Consider the following 18,271-nt stretch of genomic DNA (forward strand, 5'->3'; position numbering starts at 1 on the left):
CCGCCTCATTGCGCCGCGTCGAAGAGGCTGTTGAGCGGGTATTGCGCCTGCTCAGGGTGCATGGCGGGCGATCCCGTTAAATCGTCGTGTTCTCTTTATCAGATGCAAGGAGCAACGATGAAACGAACGTGGATCGTGTTGTGCGCCGCCGGTCTGCTCGGCGCTTGTGCCGGCGGCACGCTCGGGCTGCGCAAGCCGGCGCCCGTACCGGAATCCCAGCAGCCGCCGCGCAACGTCGTCGTGCACCTGCATGCGGCGCCGCGCCTGAACGTCGACGCGCGCGGCCAGTCGCTGGCGCTGCTCGTCAAGATCTACAAGATGCGCCAGCGCGGCGCGTTCGACCAGGCCCCCTACGCCGCGTTCCTGTCGTCGCAGGCGGAGCGCGAGGCCCTCGGCGCCGACCTCGTCGAGGCCAGGGAAGTCACGCTGGTGCCGGGCCAGCGCCTCGACATCAACGACAGCCTCGCGCGCGACACGCCCTGGCTCGGCGTCGTCGCCCTGTTCCACTCGCCGTCAGGCAATGCCTGGCGCGCCGTCATCCCGGCCGCAGATGCCGAAGGCGCCGGCGCGACCATCGGCCTGCACGCCTGTGCCCTGTCGGCCGGCAATGCCGCCAAGGCTTTGTCTCTTGTCCACTGTCAATAAGCGCCGCAACGTTTCCAGCAAGCTAGAGATTTGCGAAGGGAGGCTCATGAACATTCCGGCGAAAGTTTTATGGGGCGAAGGGCTGTTCCTGCGTCCCCAGCACTTCCAGCAACAGGACCGCTACCACGAAGCGCGCCTGAACGAGACGGCCAGCGCCCTGCATCCCTATTGCTGGGGCGTGCGCCGGCTGGCCATCGATGCCGATGCCCTCAAGGCGGACACGCTGCGCGTGACCGAGCTGGCGCTGATCTTCCCCGATGGCGACCTCGTGCGCGCTCCGGACCAGGATCCGTTGCCGCCCCAGGTTCGCCTCGACGAGCTGCCGCCCGACGTCCAGGCAATCACCTTCCACGCCGCTCTGCCCGTACTGAAAACGCATGGAGACAATTGCGCCGAGCGGGGCGCGGCGCGGCCGGATGCGCGCTTCGGCCAGCGCGAGCACGACACCCAGGACCTGTTCAGCCAGGCCGCGCCGGCCCCCGTGGCCTACCTGACCTGCACGGTGCGGCTCGTGTCCGAACTCGATGCGCTCGACGCCTACGACAGCTTTCCGCTCGTGCGCCTGCAGCGCGTGGCGACAGGCGGCTTCGAGATCGACCAGGCGTTCACGCCGCCCAGCCTGTCGATCGCGGGCGCGCAAGGCCTGCACGCGCGTCTGGTGCGCCTGATGGAAAAACTGCTGGCCAAGGTGAATGCGCTGTACGGCCATTACCGCGAACCGGGCCGCCACGTCGTCGAACTGCGCGGCGGCGACGTCGCGTCGTTCTGGCTGCTGCACACGGTCAGCACCGGCTACGCGGCGCTGACGCATTACCTCGCCCACCGGGAACTGCATCCGGAGCGCCTGTTCCAGGAGCTGCTGTCGCTGGCCGGCGGGCTGATGACGTTTTCGCGCACGGCCCGGCTGGAAGACCTGCCGGCCTATGCCCACCAGGATCCCGGACCGGCCTTCGCCCGCCTCGACGGCATCCTGCGCGAACTGCTCGACACCGTGATCTCGTCGCGCTACTTCGCGATCGCGCTGTCGAACGACCGCCCCTCGTATCACCTGGGCGCGCTCGACTCCGGCAAGATCAATGTCCAGACGACCTTGTACCTGGGCGTGGCCGCCGACCTGCCGGCGCTGCAGCTCGTCGACATCGTCCCTCTGCGCTTCAAGATCGGCGCCCCCGAAGACGTCGACAAGCTGGTGCTGACCGCCATGCCCGGCGTGAAGCTGGCGCATGCGGCCCAGGTGCCCAGCGCGCTCCCCGTACGCCCGGACATGGTGTATTTCGTGCTCGACAACCGCGGCGTGCTGTACGACAGCATGCTCAAGGCGCAGGCCATCTCGATCTATGTCCCGAACGGCATCCGTGACCTTAAACTCGAACTGATTGCGATCGCAGCATGAACCATCCCGTCGAACGGCGCGCCGCGCCCTCCCCGCGCGGCGCCGCCGGCACCGCCCCCGCCTCCCTCGTCGACCTGATGTACGAGGGTTTCTACGCCCTATTCCTTCTGAAAAGCGGTTGCGGCCCGCAGGAGCAGGCCGCGTTCGCCGACCGCATGACGGGCTTCCTCGGCGAAGTCGACCGCAGCGCCAAGTCGCTCGGCATCCCGGCCGACGATGTGACGGCAGCCAAATATGCGTTCTGCGCCGCCGTCGACGAGATCATCCTCGGTTCCGAGTACGCCATCCGCGAAGCGTGGGAAACCCGTCCGCTGCAGCTGCGCCTGTTCGGCGACCAGCTCGCCGGTGAACATTTCTTCCAGCGCCTGGAAGACTTGCGCGCCAAGGGCAGCGCGCACCTGCAGGCACTCGAGGTTTATCACCTGTGCCTGCTGCTCGGCTTCCAGGGCCGCTTCGCGCTGGACGGCCGCGACAAGCTGAACTACCTGACGGCGCGCCTGGGCGACGAGATCGCCCGCATGCGCAACAAGAGCCGCACGTTCGCCCCGCATGCGGAACGGCCGGACCAGATCGCCCACAGGCTCGGCAGCGACACGTCGCTGTGGGTCTTGTGCGGCGTGTTCGCGCTGGCCGGCCTGGGCGCCTACCTGGGCTATCGCAGTGCGCTGGGGCGCGAGACGGATCGGGCGCTCGTCAGCTACAACGACCTCGTCAAGCTGCCGCCGCGGTCGGCCAATGTGACGATCACACTACCGTGACGTCCTGGTGCCCGAACGTCGGCAACGGGTACATGAAGTCATGGCCGGTCGGCACGTCGGACTCGGCGCACAGGCGGCGCGCGGCCTCGACCATGGCGTCTTCGACCGGGTCCAGGCACGGCCGCAGGATAGTCGCCATCTGCATCGGGGAATGCAAAGTGGGGCTTGCGGATCTCGTAAGCCGTCCTGCCGACCGTCTGCTGCTGTTCCGGCGCGAGCACGGGCGACGCGACGACGCTGATCTTCGCGCCGCTCGCCGACACCATGCCTTCATGGGCACCACCGTCGACGCAAGTGATCACGAGGTGGACGTCGTTGCCCACCGCCTGCAGGCCCTCCGCTAGCGCCAGGAAGGGCCGGATGTCGCCATGGCCGCCCCACGTTTGCATGGCGCTGTTCATACGCGCTATGCAAGAATATTAATCTTGCAAATACATAACAAAAACGCGTGCAGGGCTTATTGGACGACCTTGAATTCAATGCGGCGGTTGCGCGCCCTGCCCTCGGGCGTGCGGTTGTCGGCCACGGGGCGATCCGGGCCTTCGCCGGAGACGGCGACCATGTCGGGCTTGACGCCGCGTCCGACGACGTACGCCTTCACGGCCTCCGCGCGCGCTTGGCTGAGCGATAAATTGCCCGCACGCGAGCCGGCGTTATCCGTATGACCGATGACTTCGACCCGTTTGTCCTTCAGGCGCAGCAGCGCCACGCTCATCTGGTCGAGGATGGCCTTGCCGGAATCCGTCAGCGTGGCCTGGCCCGATTCGAATTCGATGATGCGGTTGGCGAGCGCCGCATCCAGCATGCCCTGCTCCGAGGCCGCCACCCGCAGGCCGTTGTTGACCGTGTAGCCCGGATCGAGGGCGAGCGCGATGTCGCTCGCGATCTGCGTGCGCTGGGCTTCGCTGGCGACGTCGCCGCGCAGGCTCACGCTCGTGCCGTCGACCTGCAGCTGGCCGCGGCTGATCAGCTTCAGGTTCGGGCCGATCAGCTTGCCGACATGGTCGTTCCAGTTCGCCGGCATCGAAACGCGGCCGACCGCGAGCTGGTCCACGATCCGGTCCGCGCCGTACACCGCGCGCAGGCGGGCCAGCAGGGCGGCCTTGCTGGCGTCGCCGGCGACCGTGCCGGACACGACGATGGGTGCGGTGGCCTGGGCCTGGGCCGGGGCCGGGGCTTGGATCTGGGCCTGGGTCTGCGCGCTGGCGGGCACGCTTGTGACGGCCACAATGGCCGCGTAAAGGATCAATGTCTTCGGCATCACGGCGCGGCTCCGATAAAGGTTTTCAGGAACAATTCGTGCGCGAGCCGCAGGGGCAACGCCGGCTGCTCGAGGTAGCTGGCCAGCGCACGCACGTCGACGTCGAGGCCGAGCTGCTCGTCGATCCAGGCATTGTCCGCGAGATGCACCTGCTGGTCGGCGGCGACGATCGGATCGATCAGGGCGTGCAACGTACCGGCCGCCGCCCCGCCGAAGCCGACGACGAGCGCGGGATGCTCACGCACGCGGGTGACGAACAGCACGAGGTCGAAGCCGCTGCGCCGGATGAACGGCAGCACCAGTTCCAGCCAGAAGGCGGCGGCCGCATGGCGTTGGAGACCTCCACGCGGCAGCGGCAGCACGAGGCTCTTGTGCAGGCTGGCGGGACGGCTGTGCATCACGGGCTGCAGCAGCAGGCCGAGGCCGAGGATCATCCGGTTGACCTCCAGTTCCAGCTGCGCCGTCAGTTCGCCGACGGTGGACAGGGCCAGGTAGCTGTCCAGCGCGGCGTCGTGTTCGCCGAACGCCACGGGCGCGTCCGCGATCGCCTGCAGGTAGGCGCTCGGGTCGGTGCTGCCCAGTATTTGCGGCGCCATGCCCTCGAGGTAATCCCACAACGGCGCGAACGCGAGTGGGCAGCGCGCGACGAAGCGGGCGGGGTCGGGCAGGTCGACGGTCCGCATCATCAGGAACGGGAAGCGCCGCCCCGACCGGTCGTGGCTGGCGATGAGGTGGCCGGCGACGGCATGGCGCCGGTCCGGCCCCACGAAGGCGAAGCTGGCCGGGGCCATCGCATCGTAATTCAGCTTCCAGCGCGCATCGGACGGCAGCCGCGTCATGACCTGCGCGATCCAGTCGTCCAGCATGCCGATCACGGGCTGGTCGTCGGCCAGCTTGACGAAGTCGCTGTGCGCCGGGATCTTGCCGAAATAGCCGATGCGGCTCACGGCGGGCGCGCGCTGGGCGGCTCGGTTCGGGGCGCGGTTCACTGCGCCGCTCCTGCAAGCGCCGGGCCGGTGCCGCTGGCGCCGATCGCACCTGCGCGGCCGACGATGGCGTCCGGCAGGCGCAGGCCGCGGAAGCCCTGGCTGGCCTGGGCGTTCCCGCCGGACGTGTCCGTGCTGCTGACGCGCTTCAGGTTGACGGCCACCGAGACGTTGCCTGCGTTCCAGCGCAGTTCGTGCGTACCCGCATCGAGGCGCTTCTTGGCCGCCGCCTCGATCATCTTCTGCAGCCCGAACTCGCCCGCCTCGTTGAACAGTTCGACCGTGCGGCCGTCGAACGTCACGGCGCTGATCTTCGCACCGCTGCTGCCCTGCGGACCGGGATGTACCATGTTGACCCAGGCTGCCGGCGTGTTCCGGTAGCGCAGTTGCTGGCCGTCGATCTCGATCGTGTATTCGGTGACGCCGGGTGCGGTCAGCGGCAGCAGCTGGAACACGGTCTGCGGGCCGCCGCCGGCCGCCACGCCATTGGCCGACAACGGTGCCACCCAGCCGGGGAAACCACTGACCGCCTGCGGCGCCAGCGTGATGCCGATGTCGGCCCAGGTGCGGCTGCTGAGCACGTCGCCACGGCGCACAACCAGCGGCCCCATCGTCGTGCCCACGAATTTGGCGACGACGCCGTCCGGGCCGAACACCTGGCCGATCTCGGCCGGCGTGGCCTGGATCTGGGCCGACGGCGCGAACGGATACTTGGCCGCCAGCATCTTCTGGAACGGCTCGACGACCTGGGCCTGCCACGTCTTGTTGATCTCCGATTCCGAGGGCAGCACGATCATCGCGAACGTCTGCACGAGCGGCCGCACGAGCAGCGGGCGCAGCATCTGCTTCTGCGTGTCCGTCATCCCCGTCAGCATCTGCTCGTCGACGTACTTCAGCGCTTCGGCCAGTTCGGAACCATTGCCCTCCAGCGTCTGCTGCATCAGCTGCTTGGCGCCGGGGCCGGGATCGCCCTGGTTCTTCAGCTGGTTCAGGCGACTGCGCAGCTTCGACAACGCATCGAGGTAGCCGGTCATCAGCGACGCATCTTTTTCCTTGACGCCGACCAGGCGCGCGACGCCGGCGAATTCGCGGCCGACCGGGCCGGCCGCCTGCACGCCCCCCACCGGCAGCGGGCCCATTGCATCGGCCACCTGGCGCGCCTCGCTCGGCGCCTGCCGCAGCACAACCTCGCGGAACCAGCCTGCAAGCCCCCGCTTGAGCTTGACGGTGTCGACCCGGGCCTGCGTGGGATCGTCCCAGGATGTCTGTTCGTGGACAGTCTTGAGCACTTTCGCCAGCGGCGACGTCAGCGGATCGCCGAGGCGGTTCATCGCCTGCACGCTGGCGTCGAAACCATTGAGGTCGGCGATCGTCACGCCCTGCACGAACTTGCTCCATTCGCGCGCATAGTCGCTCTTGTACATCTCGACGAGGGCTTTCTGGATCTGCTCCGGGCTACCCTCCAGCGTGAGATCGTCCTTGGCGACGCTTTTCAATACCCAGTCGCTGCTCTGCAGTTCGCGGGTCGACGCCTCGCGGATCGCGCCCTGCACGAATTTCTCCCAGGCATCGCGGGTGTACGCGCCGCCGACGGCGTAACTGCCGACGACCAGCGCCTGGTCCTGTTCACCGACGATCCGCGCCACCGTCACGCCCGGGAACCGCGTCGACGCGCGGGTGCGGATGTCCGCATACACGCGCTCGCGCGCGGGCGTGCCGCGCACGACGCGGCGCAGGTTTTCGCGGGCGGTGTCCAGCAGGCTGAGCTTGGGCGTGATCTGGGGCCACGCCTGGTCGTCGATATGCGCCAGCACGAAGGTCAGCTGGCGCTCGGCGCTGCGGATCATCTGCTCGCGCGGCATCGTGCCCCGGTTCGCTTCGAGCCAGCCGCGCCAGAAGCGCGTCAGCTGGTCGTTCAGGTGGCCGGGTTCGGCATGGCTCTTGTCCGCCAGCATCAAGTAAGTCTTGAGCGCGTTATAGGCGTCGCCGACGTTCGTGGCCGAGACATCCTGGTAGGGCTGGCCGGGTTTGGCGGCCGGCGTCGCCCGCACGTTCGGGTCGAGCTGCGACGCGTTCGCGTTCATCTCCGTCAGCAGGTTCTCCAGCGCCCCCGCCACCGGCTGTACCATGACTTCGCGCACGCCGGCGAAATACTCGTCGCGCAGCTTGCGCTCCAGCGCCTCGCCCTGGTACAGGCCGAACGCCAGCGCCCACGGACGGTCCTGGCGATACTTGTCGAGCTGCTCGATGCGGTCCTGCAAGATGTCGAGCCCTTCCAGCCGCGACTGCAGATCGGTCCGGCCGGCCTGCAGCTTCATGACCTTGTCCAGGTCGGCCCTGACGTTCGCGACCAGCTGCCGGTTCCCCATGTATGACCAGCTCCAGCCGCCCAGCGCACAGCCGAGCAGCAGGGTGGCGGCGAAGAACGCGCCGATCTTCATGCGTGTGGCGGCCGGACTCGTATAGCGCTTGACCAGGTCGCGGTCGGCGAAGATCACCTTGCGGAACAGCTGCAGCAGGAAGAAGCCGGACTGGTCGGAGCCGGGCGCGGCGTCGTCGCCGGCTTTCTCGCCCAACGGGCGCAGCTGCAGGTCGAACCGTCCCGCGACGCGCCGTGCCGACTGGTTTTCCACGCTGCCCTCCTGCAGGGCACTGGTGAAATAAAAGCCGCGGAACACGGGTTTGAACTGCCACGTGTTTTCCTCGAACAGGGTGGCGAGGAAGGCCCGCAGCTGGGGCTTGAGCGCGGCAAATTCGAGCGGGAACGTGAACACGCCAGGGCGCAGCGCGGTGCTGCGGTTGCCCGCCATGCTGGCCACGCTCATCTCCTTGAGGCCGTCGTGCAATTCATCGAAATGCTGGTCGAAGAATGCCAGCACGTCCTGGGGCGTGCTGCGCCGGTTGTAGCGCAGGGTCGCGCCCCAGACGCGCTCGCGCTCGGTCAGTTCGCTGCCGTGGAAAAAGTCGGCAAAGCCGGCAATCAGGTCGGCCTTCGTGAAGATCACGTACACAGGCGCGTGGACGCCCAGCCTTTCCGTCAGTTCCTGCACGCGCGTGCGCAGGCTCTTCGCCAGTTCGATCGACGTCTCGGGACTCCCGCCGGCCAGCTCGGCAACGCTGACGGCGATCAGGATGCCGTTGATCGGCGCGCGGGACCGGTATTTGCGCAGCAGGTCGAGGAAGCTGAACCACTCGGCGCGGTCCGCGTCGAATACGGAATAGCGCCCGGCCGTGTCGAGCAGGATGCCATCCGTCGTGAAGAACCAGTCGCAGTTGCGCGTGCCCCCGACGCCCTGCACCGCCTTGCTGCCGGGGATCGGAAACGTCAGACCGGAATGCTTGATCGCGCTGCTCTTGCCGGCCGCCGGGTTCCCGATGATCATGTACCACGGCAGCTCGTACAGCGCCGCGGCGCCGCGCGTCAGGCCCAGCTTGGACGTCTTGATCGTGTTGATGGCTTCCAGCATGCCCTTGCGCAGCACGGCCGCGTCGTTGCGCGTCGTCTGGGCCTTGCCGTCGGTCTCCGCGCCGGTCAGGATCGCTTCGCCCAGCCGGCTGGCCGCGCGCTTGCGCAGCCAGGCCCGGATGAGCCAGGCGATCCCTCCCGCACACAGGAGGAGCAGGCCCAGCAGTGCGGCCCAGATGAGGGCCGTGTCGAGGGAATCCGCGCCCAGCAGCACGAGTACTGCAAGCACGCCGATGCCGATCACGGCCAAAACACGTCTGTCGGTGAGGAACTGCCAGAGTCGGGCCATCATGTTTGTTCGGAAGGTTGGTGAATACCATCGGCAATACTGGCACTATTTCCTTGTCGAAAATTTGAGGTGAGACAACGCTTCGGGAACCGTCCGCCATCAGTGCCGCATCACCCCGCGCATCCGCAACTCCGCATGACCGAAGTCCATCATCGTCCAGCGCCCACCCCAGGTCAGGCCCAGCGATTCGGCAACCTCGCCGTAGAGCTGGTAACCACGCATGGCCCAGGGGTCTTTTTCCGAGATCACGAGTTTGCCGTCCCGCCAGAACGCACAATCGGCCGCCAGCCCGTACTGGTGCCAGCTCTGGAATGCCCGTGCGTTCGTCACCTGCGAACCCATGCCGGCCAGCATGTCCTGACGGGCCGGGCTGCGGTACCCCTCCAGCAGTGCCATCTCGTAACCGTATTTCTCCTTCATGATCTTGAACACCAACAGCAGGCGCTGGCCGAACTCGGGCCGCAGCAGCCCCCAGTTGCGGCTGGCGTCCACCAGCATCGGACGCACCAGTTCCACTTCGCGCGTGCCGAACGCGAGCGGGGGCAACGCGGCCGGCGGCACCAACTGCTCGCCCTTGAGCAGCGCGGCCACCTGGGCATCGACGACGGTGTCGGCAGGCTCGTAGTCGGGCAGCATGTCCGGCCGGCGCATCAGCAACGCGAGCAGCGTCGGGATCAGCACGAGCGGCACGCCGACGGCGAACCACGCCCAGTGCCGCCGCAGCATCCTGCGGCCGTCGAACCACACGCCGCGCGCGCCCGACCAGGACGCCCGCAGCGTGGCATTACCGCTGCGCTGCCAGCCCCCGACGCGCCATTGGAGGCGGCGTTGCAGCATGCCGAGCACCTGCAGCACCGACGCCCGTCCGCCCGGGAACAGGGCGAGCCAAATGACGCTGCAAGCCAGGAAAAAGTACAAGAATGCGAGGAAGATCAGCATCGGATTCTCCGGTTTGTTTCTAATTGGAACTAGTTTTCCAATCTTAGGAGTAACGCGGTGCGCCCTACAGATGAAAATCAACCTGGCTCCAGACGTCCCAACCTGATGTCGTCGTCGCGCCGGGCAACCAGCGAAATCAATATCCTTGCCATGCTCGACGGCCAGGCACCCGGGCGCCGGCTCCGCGCCCTGCCGGTCGTCGTCTGGTACGGCGTCGCCGGTGTGCTTGCGTGCTCCCTGCTCGTCGTCATCGCGTGGCTCGTCCGCGGCGCGACGCCGGCGCGCGACAACACGCCCGTCGACGTGCCAGGCACGCGCGCCACGCTGACCGCGGAAAGTCCGGTGTCCATGGCGGCGCCCAAGACGTACGCGACACCCGCGGCAGCCGTCCCAGCGCGCGGCGCCGTCATCATCGATCTGCCCCAGCCTGCCGCCATTGCAGCGTCCGACGTGGCCAGGCATGCCCCGGCCGGTACGACGGCGCACCTTCCGTCTGCCACGTCGCGCCATCCGGTCACGCGTCCCGCCACGCCGGCCGGTCCTTATGCACGGACACAACCGGAGTCCCGGACGACCGCATCCCGGGCGCTGGCCCATGCTGACCCGGCACCGCCGCGCCAGAAGCGGCCCGCCGGCGCCTCCAGGACGACGCCGTCGACGGCCGGGGTCGATACGGACGTCGCCCTGATCTCGGCCATCCTCCAGCACACCGGCACCCGTAACGAGGCGGCCGATGGCGCGGGAACGGCGGCGTGCACCGACAAGCCGTGTGGCCCGCGCATGCCACCCCGACAATAGGGCAGCCTGCCCGGAAAACCACGCCGCGGACTGTAACGACAGCAAAACTGCTGGGCCATCGTCGCCGGCACCGTTATACTGTACAAAAGTACAGTTGGCGCGGTATGACGATGATCAGAGTCCTGGAAAACGAGTTTTATTATCTGGATAACTTCCAGCGCGTGCTGGACTGGATCGCCGAGCGCTACGCCGACCTGCTCATCGACGAGGAACACGCGTTCATCGCCGCCTTCCCGCAATTGCCGCAACCGGCCCGCGCCCTGTTCGTGCGGATGGTCATGCGCAAGGGCACCCTGTTCCGGGCCAGCAAACTCAACTACGCGGAGATCGGCTGCCCGCGCGCCGCGGCAGAGGCCCTGCTGCCCAGCGGCTGGATCGAGTCGGACCCCGTCCTGACGCTCGACGAGCTGTTCGACCTGCTCTCCAAACCGGAACTGGCCGGGGCGTTCGGCCTGACCGGCGCGCAGAAGAGCGCGCGCAAGGCCGACCAGCTCGAAGCGCTGCGCGGCGATCCCGCGCACGAGGCGGGCCGCCCGTTCTCGCATTGGCACCGGAGTTGCGACGACCTCGCATTGCGCCTGCTCGTGCAACCGCTGTGCGACCGCCTGCGCCTCATCTTCTTCGGCAACCTCTCGCAGGACTGGACGGAGTTCGTGCTGTCCGACCTCGGCCTGTTCCGCTACGAGCGCGTCGAATTCTCGCCGGCGTCGCGCGGCTTCCGGGCCCGTCACGACATCGACCACTACCTGCAGCTGCACGCGTGCAAGGAACGTTATTACGCGGGCGAGGCGGCGCTGGACGTACTGGCCGACCTGCCCCGCCATGCGTTCGGCAACGACTGGCTCGACAGCCGGCGCGAACGTCTGCTGTTCCAGCTCGGCCAGCTGCTCGAAAAAGAGCGGGACTGGGACAATGCGTATGCCGTGTACGCGGATTGCCGCTATCCGGGTGCGCGCGGCCGTGCGATCCGTGTGCTGGAAAAGCACGAGAAATTCGACGAAGCCCATGCGTTGTTCGAGACGGCGCAACAGGCCCCGGAAAGCGAGGCGGAGCGCCAGCACCTGCTGCGTCTGGGCCCGCGCCTGGCGCGCAAGCTGGGCCATCCGAAAGGCCCGCCGCGCCGCGCGACGCCGGCCGCCCGGCTCGACCTGAACCTGCCGCTGCCAGGCGGCGAATGGCGCGTCGAAGGCGTCGTGCTGGAGCATCTGGCGCGCGCCGACGCGCCCGTCTTCTACGTCGAGAACACGCTCGCCAACACGCTGTTCGGCCTGTTGTGCTGGCGCGCGATCTTCGCGGCCGTCCCGGGCGCGTTCTTCCACCCGTTCCACCGCGGCCCGGCCGACCTTTTCGCGGCCGACTTCTACCAGCGCCGCAAGGACGCCTTCGAGGCCTGCCTCGCACTGCTGGACGACGGCCGCCACCGCGCCGCCATCCTCGCGACGTACGACGAGAAGTCGGGCCTGCAATCGCCGTTCGTCGCGTGGGACTGGCTCGATCGCGGCATCATCGAACTGGCGCTGGACTGCATCCCGGCGGCGCACCTGACACTGTGGTTCCGCCGCATCCTGCAGGACGTGAAGGAAAACCGCACGGGCTTCCCCGACCTGATCCAGTTCTGGCCGGGCGAACAGCGCTACAACATGATCGAGGTGAAGGGCCCGGGCGACCGCCTGCAGGACAACCAGCTGCGCTGGATCGATTACTGCGCCGAGCACGGCATGCCGATCACGGTGTGCTACCTGCAATGGGAGCAGGCCGCTGCATGAACGACGCACGCTACGTCGTGTCCGTGCGTGCCCTGTGCGAATTCACGGCCAAGCAGGGCGACCTCGACCTGCGCTTCACGCCGTCGCCCACGGCGCAGGAAGGCATCGCGGGCCATGCCGTCGTGGCATCCCGCCGCGACGACAACTACCGCAGCGAAGTGACGCTGGCGGGCGACTGGGGCCCGCTGCACGTGCGCGGGCGGGCCGACGGCTACGACCCCGACCGCAACCTGATCGAAGAGGTCAAGACCTACCGCGGCCAGTTCGCGCGCATCCCCGACAATCACCTGCGCCTGGCCTGGGCCCAGTTGCGCGTCTACGGGCACCTGATGTGCGAGGAGCTCGGAATGGACGACGTCAACCTGGCGCTCGTCTACTTCGACATCGGCACCCAGCAGGAAACCGTGCTGCGCGAGACCCGCACCCGCGCCGACCTCGCCGCGCTGTTCGAAGACCAGTGCCGCCGCTTCGTCGCCTGGGCCGAGCGGGAACTCGCGCACCGCGGCGCGCGCGACGCCGCGTTGACGGCGCTGCGTTTTCCGCACGCTGACTTCCGTCCCGGCCAGCGCCAGCTCGCGGAAGCCATCTTCCGCGCCAATGCCGGCAAGCGCAGCCTGCTCGCGCAGGCCCCGACCGGTATCGGCAAGACCGTCGGCACGCTGTTCCCGGTGCTGAAGGCGGCACCCGGCCAAGCGCTCGACAAAGTGTTCTTCCTGGCCGCGAAGACGCCGGGACGCCAGCTCGCGCTGGACGCCGCTGCCACGTTGAAGTCCGGGGGCACGCTGCCGTTGCGCGTGCTCGAACTGAGCGCGCGCGACAAGGCCTGCGAGCATCCGGACAAAGCCTGCCATGGCGATTCGTGCCCGCTTGCCCAGGGCTTCTACGACCGCCTGCCGGCCGCGCGCGACGCGGCGGCGCACGCGGACATGCTCGACCGCGCCGCGCTGCGCGAGATCGGTCTCGCGCACGACGTCTGCCCGTACTACCTGGGCAGCGAGATGGTCCGCTGGAGCGACGTCGTCGTGGGCGACTACAACTACTGGTTCGACGGCGGCGCGATGCTGTACGCGCTGGCGCTGGAACGCGGCTGGAAGGTCAGCGTGCTCGCGGACGAGGCGCACAACCTGGTATCCCGGGCACGTTCGATGTACACGACGACGCTGCAACGCGCGGGCCTGCGCGCGGCGCGGGCCGTCGCACCGCCGGCGCTGCACAAGCCGCTCGACAAGGTCAAGCGCGCGTGGACGGACGTGAGCAAGTCAGCGCCCCTGCCCTACCAGGTGCTGGACGGCCTGCCGGACAAATTCCTGAACGCGCTGCAGGGCGCGGCCAGCGCCATCACGGAGCACATGGCGGCATTCCCCGTACCGCTCGACCCGGAACTGCAGGATTTTTATTTCGGCGCACTGCAGTTCGGCCGACTCGCGGAATCGTTCGGCGAGCATTCGCTGTTCGACGTCACGCGCGAGGACGAGCGGAACACGACCCTATGCATCCGCAACGTCGTCCCCGCCCCCTTCCTCGGCGCGCGCTTCGCGTACGCCCATTCGACGACGCTGTTCTCTGCGACCCTGAGCCCCTGGCATTATTTCGCCGACCTGCTCGGCATGCCGGCAGACACCGCGTGGATCGACGTCGACTCCCCGTTCACCGCGAGCCAGCTGGACGTGCACGTCGCGCACGGCATCTCGACGCGCTACCAAGCCCGGGCCGGTTCGCTCGCGCCGATCGCGACCCTGATGGCGGACCAGTACCACGAAAAACCCGGCAACTATCTCGCGTTCTTTTCCAGTTTCGACTATCTGCAGCAGGTGGCGGACCGCTTCGAGCGCGACCATCCGGACATCCCCGTGTGGCGACAGGCGCGCCGCATGAGCGAGCCGGAACGCGCGGACTTCCTCGCGCGCTTCGTCGCGGGCGGCCGCGGCATGGGCTTCGCGGTGCTGGGCGGCTCGTTCGGCGAAGGCGTCGACCTGCCCGGCGAGCGCCTCATCGGCGCCTTCGTCGCAACCCTGGGCCTGCCGCAGGTGAACCCCGTCAACGAACAGCTGCGCCAGCGCATGCAAGCGATGTTCGGCGCGGGCTACGACTATACCTATCTCTATCCCGGCATGCAGAAGGTCGTTCAGGCGGCGGGCCGCGTGATCCGCACGGAGCAGGACCGCGGCGTCGTGTGGCTGATCGACGACCGCTTCGCGCGGCCCGACGTGCAGGCGCTGCTGCCCGCCTGGTGGCACGTCGACAAGGCCGCCTTCTAGCGGCTCATTCAGGGTGGACAGGGCCAGGCGCGGCGAGGAGCTGCAACGACGCCATGGCCGCCCTGAATCGGCCGCTAGCGCATCAGGTCGCGCACCTTCTGGTAGCCGCTGCGGCTGATGGGAATGCGCGCCCCCGACTTCAGCACGGCGCAGTGACCATCCTTCCCGGTCGGCTCGATGCGCGCGATGGTGCCCAGGTTGACGATGTACGACCGGTGCACGCGCAGGAAGGCCTGCGGATCGAGCTGGCTTTCCAGTTCGGCCATGCGCTGGTTCTTCAGCCACTGCCGGCCTTCCGAACAGATGGCCACGTAATCGTCCTGGGCCTCGATGTAGTCGATGCGCGCGACGGGAATGACTTGCACGCGCGCGCCGTCGCGGATCAGCACGCGCTCGATCGGCTGGCGGCGCGCCTGCGCATCGCTCACGAGCGCGCGCATGGCCTCCTCGCCCTGCATCGGGGCGGCGGGCGCGGCGAGGCGTGCGCGCGCATGCGCCAGCGCCTGCGCCAAGCGTTCGCGCGTGAACGGTTTCAGCAGGTAGTCGAGCGCGTGGACGTCGAAGGCCCGCAACGCGAACTGGTCGTACGCGGTGACGAACACGTAGTGCGTCTTCGCGCCGGCCAGCTCGACGACTTCGAAGCCGTCCAGCTTGGGCATCTGGATGTCGAGGAACACGAGATCGGGCGCCAGCTCCGCGATGGCCTTCACGGCCTCGAAGCCGTTGGCGCATTCGCCGACGATCTCCACGTCGGGGTGGAGGCCGAGATGCTCGCGCAGCACGGCGCGCGCCAGGGGTTCGTCGTCGACGATGATCACGCGCATGCGTCAGATCCTTTCGGGTTCGGGTTGGGGTTCGTCGGCCGTCACCGCCGGCAGTGCGAGCTCCACGATGAAGCGGCCGTCGCGCCGCATCCAGTGCGCGCTCGCCTCATGTCCATGGTCCGCCGCGAGGCGCTGGCGCACGTTGACGAGGCCCAGGCCCGTGCCGCGTGCCGAGGCCGCCCCGTCGACGCTGTCGGGATCGACATCGTTCTCCACGCGGATGCGCAGGATCGAGCCGGCGCGCGTCGCCTCGATGCGCACGAGGCCTGTCTCGATCATCTGGCCGATGCCGTGCTTGATCGCGTTCTCCACGAGCGGTTGCAGCAGCATCGGCGCCAGCAGGCACTCACCGGCGGCGGGATCGATGGCGGCATCGAAGCGCAGCCGGTCGCCGTAGCGCACCTGCTCGATGGCGACGAAATGCCGCACGAGCTGGAGTTCCTGGCCGAGCGTCACCTTGCGGTCGGCGCGCAGGCCCAGCGTGTGCCGGAAGAACTCGGCCAGTTGCACGGTCATGGCACGTGCGGCCGCGGGGTCGAGCGACGTCAGCGCGCTGATCGAATTCAGGCTGTTGAACAGGAAGTGCGGATCGACCTGGGCGCGCAGCATGCGCAGCTCCGCATCCTGGGCCATCAGCTTCATCTCCAGGCGCTGCGTCTCGAGCTGGCGCACGCGTTCGGTCTCGATCAGCAGGTAATTCACGGCGGCCGCCAGGCCATACAGGATCAGGCCGAGGCCGAACATCGACGCCAGCACGGGGCCGCTCGCGACGGGCACGTAGCCGTCCGGCGCCAGCGCGGACAAGAGGCTGTTCCACACTGCGCCCATGCCGCACCACAGCCCGGACACGCAGGCCGCCGTCATGCCGACGCCGGCGGCGATGGCGAGCGGACGGCGCCGTCCCAGCGGGTACGCGCGGCACACGTAGTAGGCGGAAAAGCCTGCCGCGTACGCGAACCAGAGCGCCAGCGGCACGGCGAACAGCACGCTCGCTCCCCAGCCCGCGCCGCTGACGGCGAGCATGGCCGCCAGCAGCAGGCCCAGCATCAGCCAGGCCATCAGGTAGAGCGCCGTCGCGCGCCAGCTCGCGAAAATGCCGTGCATAGGCCGCGCCTTTAGTTACGCACTTCCACGCCGCCCATGATGGCGTAGCCGGTGATGACGAGACGCTTGCTGGCGTCGGGCGGCCGGGCCGTCTTTTCCGCGAAGCCGCCCATCACGGGCGTGCCGTTCAGGACGACGGTCCAGTCGGGCGGAACCTTGATGTTGATGCCGCCCCAGACCGTGAAGATGTTGATCACGGCTTCCTTGACGATGGACGCGTCGCGCAGGTCGAGCGCGCAGCCACCCATCACGGCCGTGATCTCGCCGCCGCGGAAGTCCTGCGTGCTCACGCGGCGCTCGAAACCGCCCAGAACGGCGACGATGTCGACGACGTTGTCCGGACTCGTACCCGCGCCAACGCCTTCGCGCGCTACCCGCCCCGGGCCCAGCGAGCGGTACAGCACGAGCCCCCCGAGCGCGATCATCACGAGCGGCCACAGCGTGCCCCAGCTGATGTAGAAGTAGCCCATGCGGCTGACGATCATCAGGAGGCCGATCGCGATCAGCACGCCGCCCATGTAATTGCCGCTGCGGCCGCTGCGCGTCCCGTTGCCGAACAGGGCGGCACAACCGGCCACGATGAAGGCGAGCGGCCAGAACCCGATCGCGTGGCGGAAATTCAGGATGTCGAGGTTATCGAGCAGGAACAGGACGCCCATGCCCACGACGATCAGGCCCAGCACGACCTGGCTCGACGCGCGGTTCGTGTTATTTTCCATGGCCGTCCCCGCCCTTCGGGCCGAAGCGGCGCTCGGCGATCGGCCGGATCGCCATCGTGATGCCGCTGATGATGATGAACAGGGGCCAGCTGTTGCCGAACGTGAGGCCCCACAGGCCCTCGAGCACGGCGAACAGCCACAGGCCGATGAACACGGTCCACAGGCCGTTGGAGAATTCGCGGGCGCTCGGGTAGCCGATGGTCTGGTTGATGCCCACGACGACCAGCAGCAGCGGCGCATAATGCCACAGCGAGCGGACGTCGAACACATCCATCTGGTCCAGCAGGAAGGCCACGCCCAGCCCCACCAGGACCAGGCCCCACAACACCTGGCGCCGCAGGTGGTAGGAAGCTTCGCTATTCATGTTTCCTCCGTTGTGATCGAATGTCGACACGATAACGGAGGTCGGCGCGCGGGTGGAAGTGCTTTTCGGCCAATGGCGGCGCCGTCCCGGTGAATGGCGACGGGGCCGGCGAACGGCAAAGGGCCCGCCATGTCGCCATGGCGGGCCCTTCGGAAAGCGGATGAATCAGGCCGCGGCTTGCGGACGCTGCCCCTTCTGCTGGTTGCGGTACTTGGCGCGCGCAGCGGCCAATTTGAGGACTTCGCGCGCGACGTTCATCTTGTGGATCTCCTCGCGCTCTTTCTTGCCGCGGTGCTGGGCCACGTGTTTGCTGCCGATCTTGGCGGTCATGATGCTTCTCCTGTTCGGTGACGGTGAAACTGGTTCAGGAGCGGGAGGTGCCGATCCGGTCGTCCGACGGCATCAGCATGCCCCACCCCAGCTGGCGCCGGATTTCTTCCGGCGTCGGCGGCGGTTTCGGATCTTTCGAACGCCGCTCGAGGTACTCGCGCACGAGATGCTTGGGGGGATGGTTCGTCGTCGTCGTGGTCATGGCAACCTCCGCTTCCGTTGAAGCCGGCGCGTTCATCGCCGGCTTCGAAATTGGTGCCGGTCCTCGAGGCGACCGGCTGACCTGTCGAGGTGGTTGGCCACCTGCGGAAGATCGCTTGGTGCCTCACTCGACGCCTCCATCGTACCGAGTCCAACTGGGTCGCAACCGT

General features: G+C 67.9%; 17 protein-coding genes. 6 read left to right on the plus strand and 11 right to left on the minus strand.

Annotation, left to right across the window (positions count from 1 at the left end; all coding sequences use genetic code 11):
- Window positions 1–117 precede the first annotated feature (117 nt).
- The 3 genes from tssJ to icmH are packed head-to-tail and all read left to right on the plus strand — an operon-like array spanning window position 118 to window position 2,796.
- The gene (gene tssJ / locus ACEN9H_RS19730; RefSeq protein ID WP_413671781.1) at window positions 118–645 is read left to right on the plus strand and encodes a type VI secretion system lipoprotein TssJ; all 528 of its coding nucleotides are present in this window, start codon (window positions 118–120) and stop codon (window positions 643–645) included.
- Window positions 646–691: 46 nt separating this feature from the next.
- Window positions 692–2,038 carry a type VI secretion system baseplate subunit TssK gene (tssK, locus tag ACEN9H_RS19735; RefSeq protein WP_413671782.1) on the plus strand — a complete coding sequence of 449 codons (1,347 nt, stop codon included), beginning with the start codon at window positions 692–694 and terminating at the stop codon, window positions 2,036–2,038.
- Window positions 2,035–2,796 carry a type IVB secretion system protein IcmH/DotU gene (gene icmH / locus ACEN9H_RS19740; RefSeq protein ID WP_413671783.1) on the plus strand — a complete coding sequence of 254 codons (762 nt, stop codon included), beginning with the start codon at window positions 2,035–2,037 and terminating at the stop codon, window positions 2,794–2,796. The genes tssK and icmH overlap by 4 nt, the downstream gene beginning before the upstream one ends.
- Here the strand turns inward: icmH and ACEN9H_RS19745 are convergent.
- The 5 genes from ACEN9H_RS19745 to ACEN9H_RS19765 all read right to left on the minus strand — a co-directional run bounded on the left by ACEN9H_RS19745 (window position 2,783) and on the right by ACEN9H_RS19765 (window position 9,737).
- Window positions 2,783–2,941 (minus strand): hypothetical protein, encoded by a 159-nt coding sequence (locus ACEN9H_RS19745; RefSeq protein WP_413671784.1) that lies wholly within the window; start codon window positions 2,939–2,941, stop codon window positions 2,783–2,785. The two genes, icmH and ACEN9H_RS19745, sit on opposite strands and share 14 nt — an antisense overlap.
- Window positions 2,942–3,253: 312 nt before the next feature.
- Entirely contained in the window at window positions 3,254–4,057 is an 804-nt protein-coding gene (locus ACEN9H_RS19750) for an OmpA family protein (RefSeq protein WP_413671785.1), read from the minus strand.
- Window positions 4,057–5,046, minus strand: a complete 990-nt coding sequence (gene tagF / locus ACEN9H_RS19755) for a type VI secretion system-associated protein TagF (protein ID WP_413671786.1) — start codon at window positions 5,044–5,046, stop codon at window positions 4,057–4,059. Before tagF ends, ACEN9H_RS19750 begins: the two co-directional genes overlap by 1 nt.
- Window positions 5,043–8,798, minus strand: coding sequence for a type VI secretion system membrane subunit TssM (tssM, locus tag ACEN9H_RS19760; RefSeq protein ID WP_413675608.1), 3,756 nt, complete (start codon window positions 8,796–8,798; stop codon window positions 5,043–5,045). The genes tagF and tssM overlap by 4 nt, the downstream gene beginning before the upstream one ends.
- A gap of 99 nt (window positions 8,799–8,897) precedes the next feature.
- On the minus strand, window positions 8,898–9,737 hold the full coding sequence (locus tag ACEN9H_RS19765; protein WP_413671787.1) for a M15 family metallopeptidase: 840 nt from the start codon (window positions 9,735–9,737) through the stop codon (window positions 8,898–8,900).
- A 57-nt stretch (window positions 9,738–9,794) separates the two neighbouring features.
- Here ACEN9H_RS19765 and ACEN9H_RS19770 point away from each other — a divergent pair, with 57 nt between their 5' ends.
- From ACEN9H_RS19770 to ACEN9H_RS19780, 3 genes are all read left to right on the plus strand, one after another.
- On the plus strand, window positions 9,795–10,535 hold the full coding sequence (locus ACEN9H_RS19770) for a hypothetical protein (protein ID WP_413671788.1): 741 nt from the start codon (window positions 9,795–9,797) through the stop codon (window positions 10,533–10,535).
- Window positions 10,536–10,645: 110 nt separating this feature from the next.
- On the plus strand, window positions 10,646–12,301 hold the full coding sequence (locus tag ACEN9H_RS19775; RefSeq protein WP_413675609.1) for a VRR-NUC domain-containing protein: 1,656 nt from the start codon (window positions 10,646–10,648) through the stop codon (window positions 12,299–12,301).
- A complete protein-coding gene (locus ACEN9H_RS19780; protein WP_413671789.1) occupies window positions 12,298–14,559 on the plus strand; it encodes an ATP-dependent DNA helicase in 2,262 nt (753 codons plus the stop codon). The genes ACEN9H_RS19775 and ACEN9H_RS19780 overlap by 4 nt, the downstream gene beginning before the upstream one ends.
- Window positions 14,560–14,633: 74 nt before the next feature.
- Here ACEN9H_RS19780 and ACEN9H_RS19785 read toward each other — a convergent pair whose 3' ends face one another.
- From ACEN9H_RS19785 to ACEN9H_RS19810, 6 genes are all read right to left on the minus strand, one after another.
- Window positions 14,634–15,383, minus strand: a complete 750-nt coding sequence (locus ACEN9H_RS19785; protein ID WP_413671790.1) for a LytR/AlgR family response regulator transcription factor — start codon at window positions 15,381–15,383, stop codon at window positions 14,634–14,636.
- Window positions 15,384–15,386: 3 nt separating this feature from the next.
- A complete protein-coding gene (locus ACEN9H_RS19790) occupies window positions 15,387–16,487 on the minus strand; it encodes a sensor histidine kinase (protein WP_413671791.1) in 1,101 nt (366 codons plus the stop codon).
- Between the two features lie 11 nt (window positions 16,488–16,498).
- Window positions 16,499–17,206, minus strand: coding sequence for a LiaI-LiaF-like domain-containing protein (locus ACEN9H_RS19795; RefSeq protein WP_413671792.1), 708 nt, complete (start codon window positions 17,204–17,206; stop codon window positions 16,499–16,501).
- The gene (locus ACEN9H_RS19800) at window positions 17,196–17,570 is read right to left on the minus strand and encodes a LiaF transmembrane domain-containing protein (protein WP_371762600.1); all 375 of its coding nucleotides are present in this window, start codon (window positions 17,568–17,570) and stop codon (window positions 17,196–17,198) included. Before ACEN9H_RS19800 ends, ACEN9H_RS19795 begins: the two co-directional genes overlap by 11 nt.
- 165 nt (window positions 17,571–17,735) lie before the next feature.
- Complete coding sequence (locus ACEN9H_RS19805) at window positions 17,736–17,900, minus strand: hypothetical protein (protein ID WP_413671793.1); 165 nt, start codon at window positions 17,898–17,900, stop codon at window positions 17,736–17,738.
- Between the two features lie 34 nt (window positions 17,901–17,934).
- Window positions 17,935–18,102: a hypothetical protein gene (locus ACEN9H_RS19810; protein ID WP_200949099.1), complete on the minus strand. Its 168-nt coding sequence runs from the start codon at window positions 18,100–18,102 to the stop codon at window positions 17,935–17,937.
- Window positions 18,103–18,271: the final 169 nt, after the last annotated feature.

Origin of the sequence: Massilia cellulosiltytica (genome assembly GCF_047325105.1) — a bacterium.
GTDB lineage: Bacteria > Pseudomonadota > Gammaproteobacteria > Burkholderiales > Burkholderiaceae_D > Telluria > Telluria orientalis.

What these genes read in the sequence shown, in the direction of transcription:
- ACEN9H_RS19790 (WP_413671791.1), bottom strand. Translation starts at nt 16,487, where the DNA reads ATGCACGGCATTTTCGCGAGCTGGCGCGCGACGGCGCTCTACCTGATG.
- tssM (WP_413675608.1), bottom strand. Translation starts at nt 8,798, where the DNA reads ATGGCCCGACTCTGGCAGTTCCTCACCGACAGACGTGTTTTGGCCGTG.
- ACEN9H_RS19765 (WP_413671787.1), bottom strand. Translation starts at nt 9,737, where the DNA reads ATGCTGATCTTCCTCGCATTCTTGTACTTTTTCCTGGCTTGCAGCGTC.
- tssK (WP_413671782.1), top strand. Translation starts at nt 692, where the DNA reads ATGAACATTCCGGCGAAAGTTTTATGGGGCGAAGGGCTGTTCCTGCGT.
- ACEN9H_RS19745 (WP_413671784.1), bottom strand. Translation starts at nt 2,941, where the DNA reads ATGCAGATGGCGACTATCCTGCGGCCGTGCCTGGACCCGGTCGAAGAC.
- ACEN9H_RS19805 (WP_413671793.1), bottom strand. Translation starts at nt 17,900, where the DNA reads ATGACCGCCAAGATCGGCAGCAAACACGTGGCCCAGCACCGCGGCAAG.
- ACEN9H_RS19780 (WP_413671789.1), top strand. Translation starts at nt 12,298, where the DNA reads ATGAACGACGCACGCTACGTCGTGTCCGTGCGTGCCCTGTGCGAATTC.
- ACEN9H_RS19800 (WP_371762600.1), bottom strand. Translation starts at nt 17,570, where the DNA reads ATGAATAGCGAAGCTTCCTACCACCTGCGGCGCCAGGTGTTGTGGGGC.
- ACEN9H_RS19785 (WP_413671790.1), bottom strand. Translation starts at nt 15,383, where the DNA reads ATGCGCGTGATCATCGTCGACGACGAACCCCTGGCGCGCGCCGTGCTG.
- tssJ (WP_413671781.1), top strand. Translation starts at nt 118, where the DNA reads ATGAAACGAACGTGGATCGTGTTGTGCGCCGCCGGTCTGCTCGGCGCT.
- icmH (WP_413671783.1), top strand. Translation starts at nt 2,035, where the DNA reads ATGAACCATCCCGTCGAACGGCGCGCCGCGCCCTCCCCGCGCGGCGCC.
- ACEN9H_RS19810 (WP_200949099.1), bottom strand. Translation starts at nt 18,102, where the DNA reads ATGACCACGACGACGACGAACCATCCCCCCAAGCATCTCGTGCGCGAG.
- ACEN9H_RS19750 (WP_413671785.1), bottom strand. Translation starts at nt 4,057, where the DNA reads ATGCCGAAGACATTGATCCTTTACGCGGCCATTGTGGCCGTCACAAGC.
- ACEN9H_RS19775 (WP_413675609.1), top strand. Translation starts at nt 10,646, where the DNA reads ATGATCAGAGTCCTGGAAAACGAGTTTTATTATCTGGATAACTTCCAG.
- ACEN9H_RS19795 (WP_413671792.1), bottom strand. Translation starts at nt 17,206, where the DNA reads ATGGAAAATAACACGAACCGCGCGTCGAGCCAGGTCGTGCTGGGCCTG.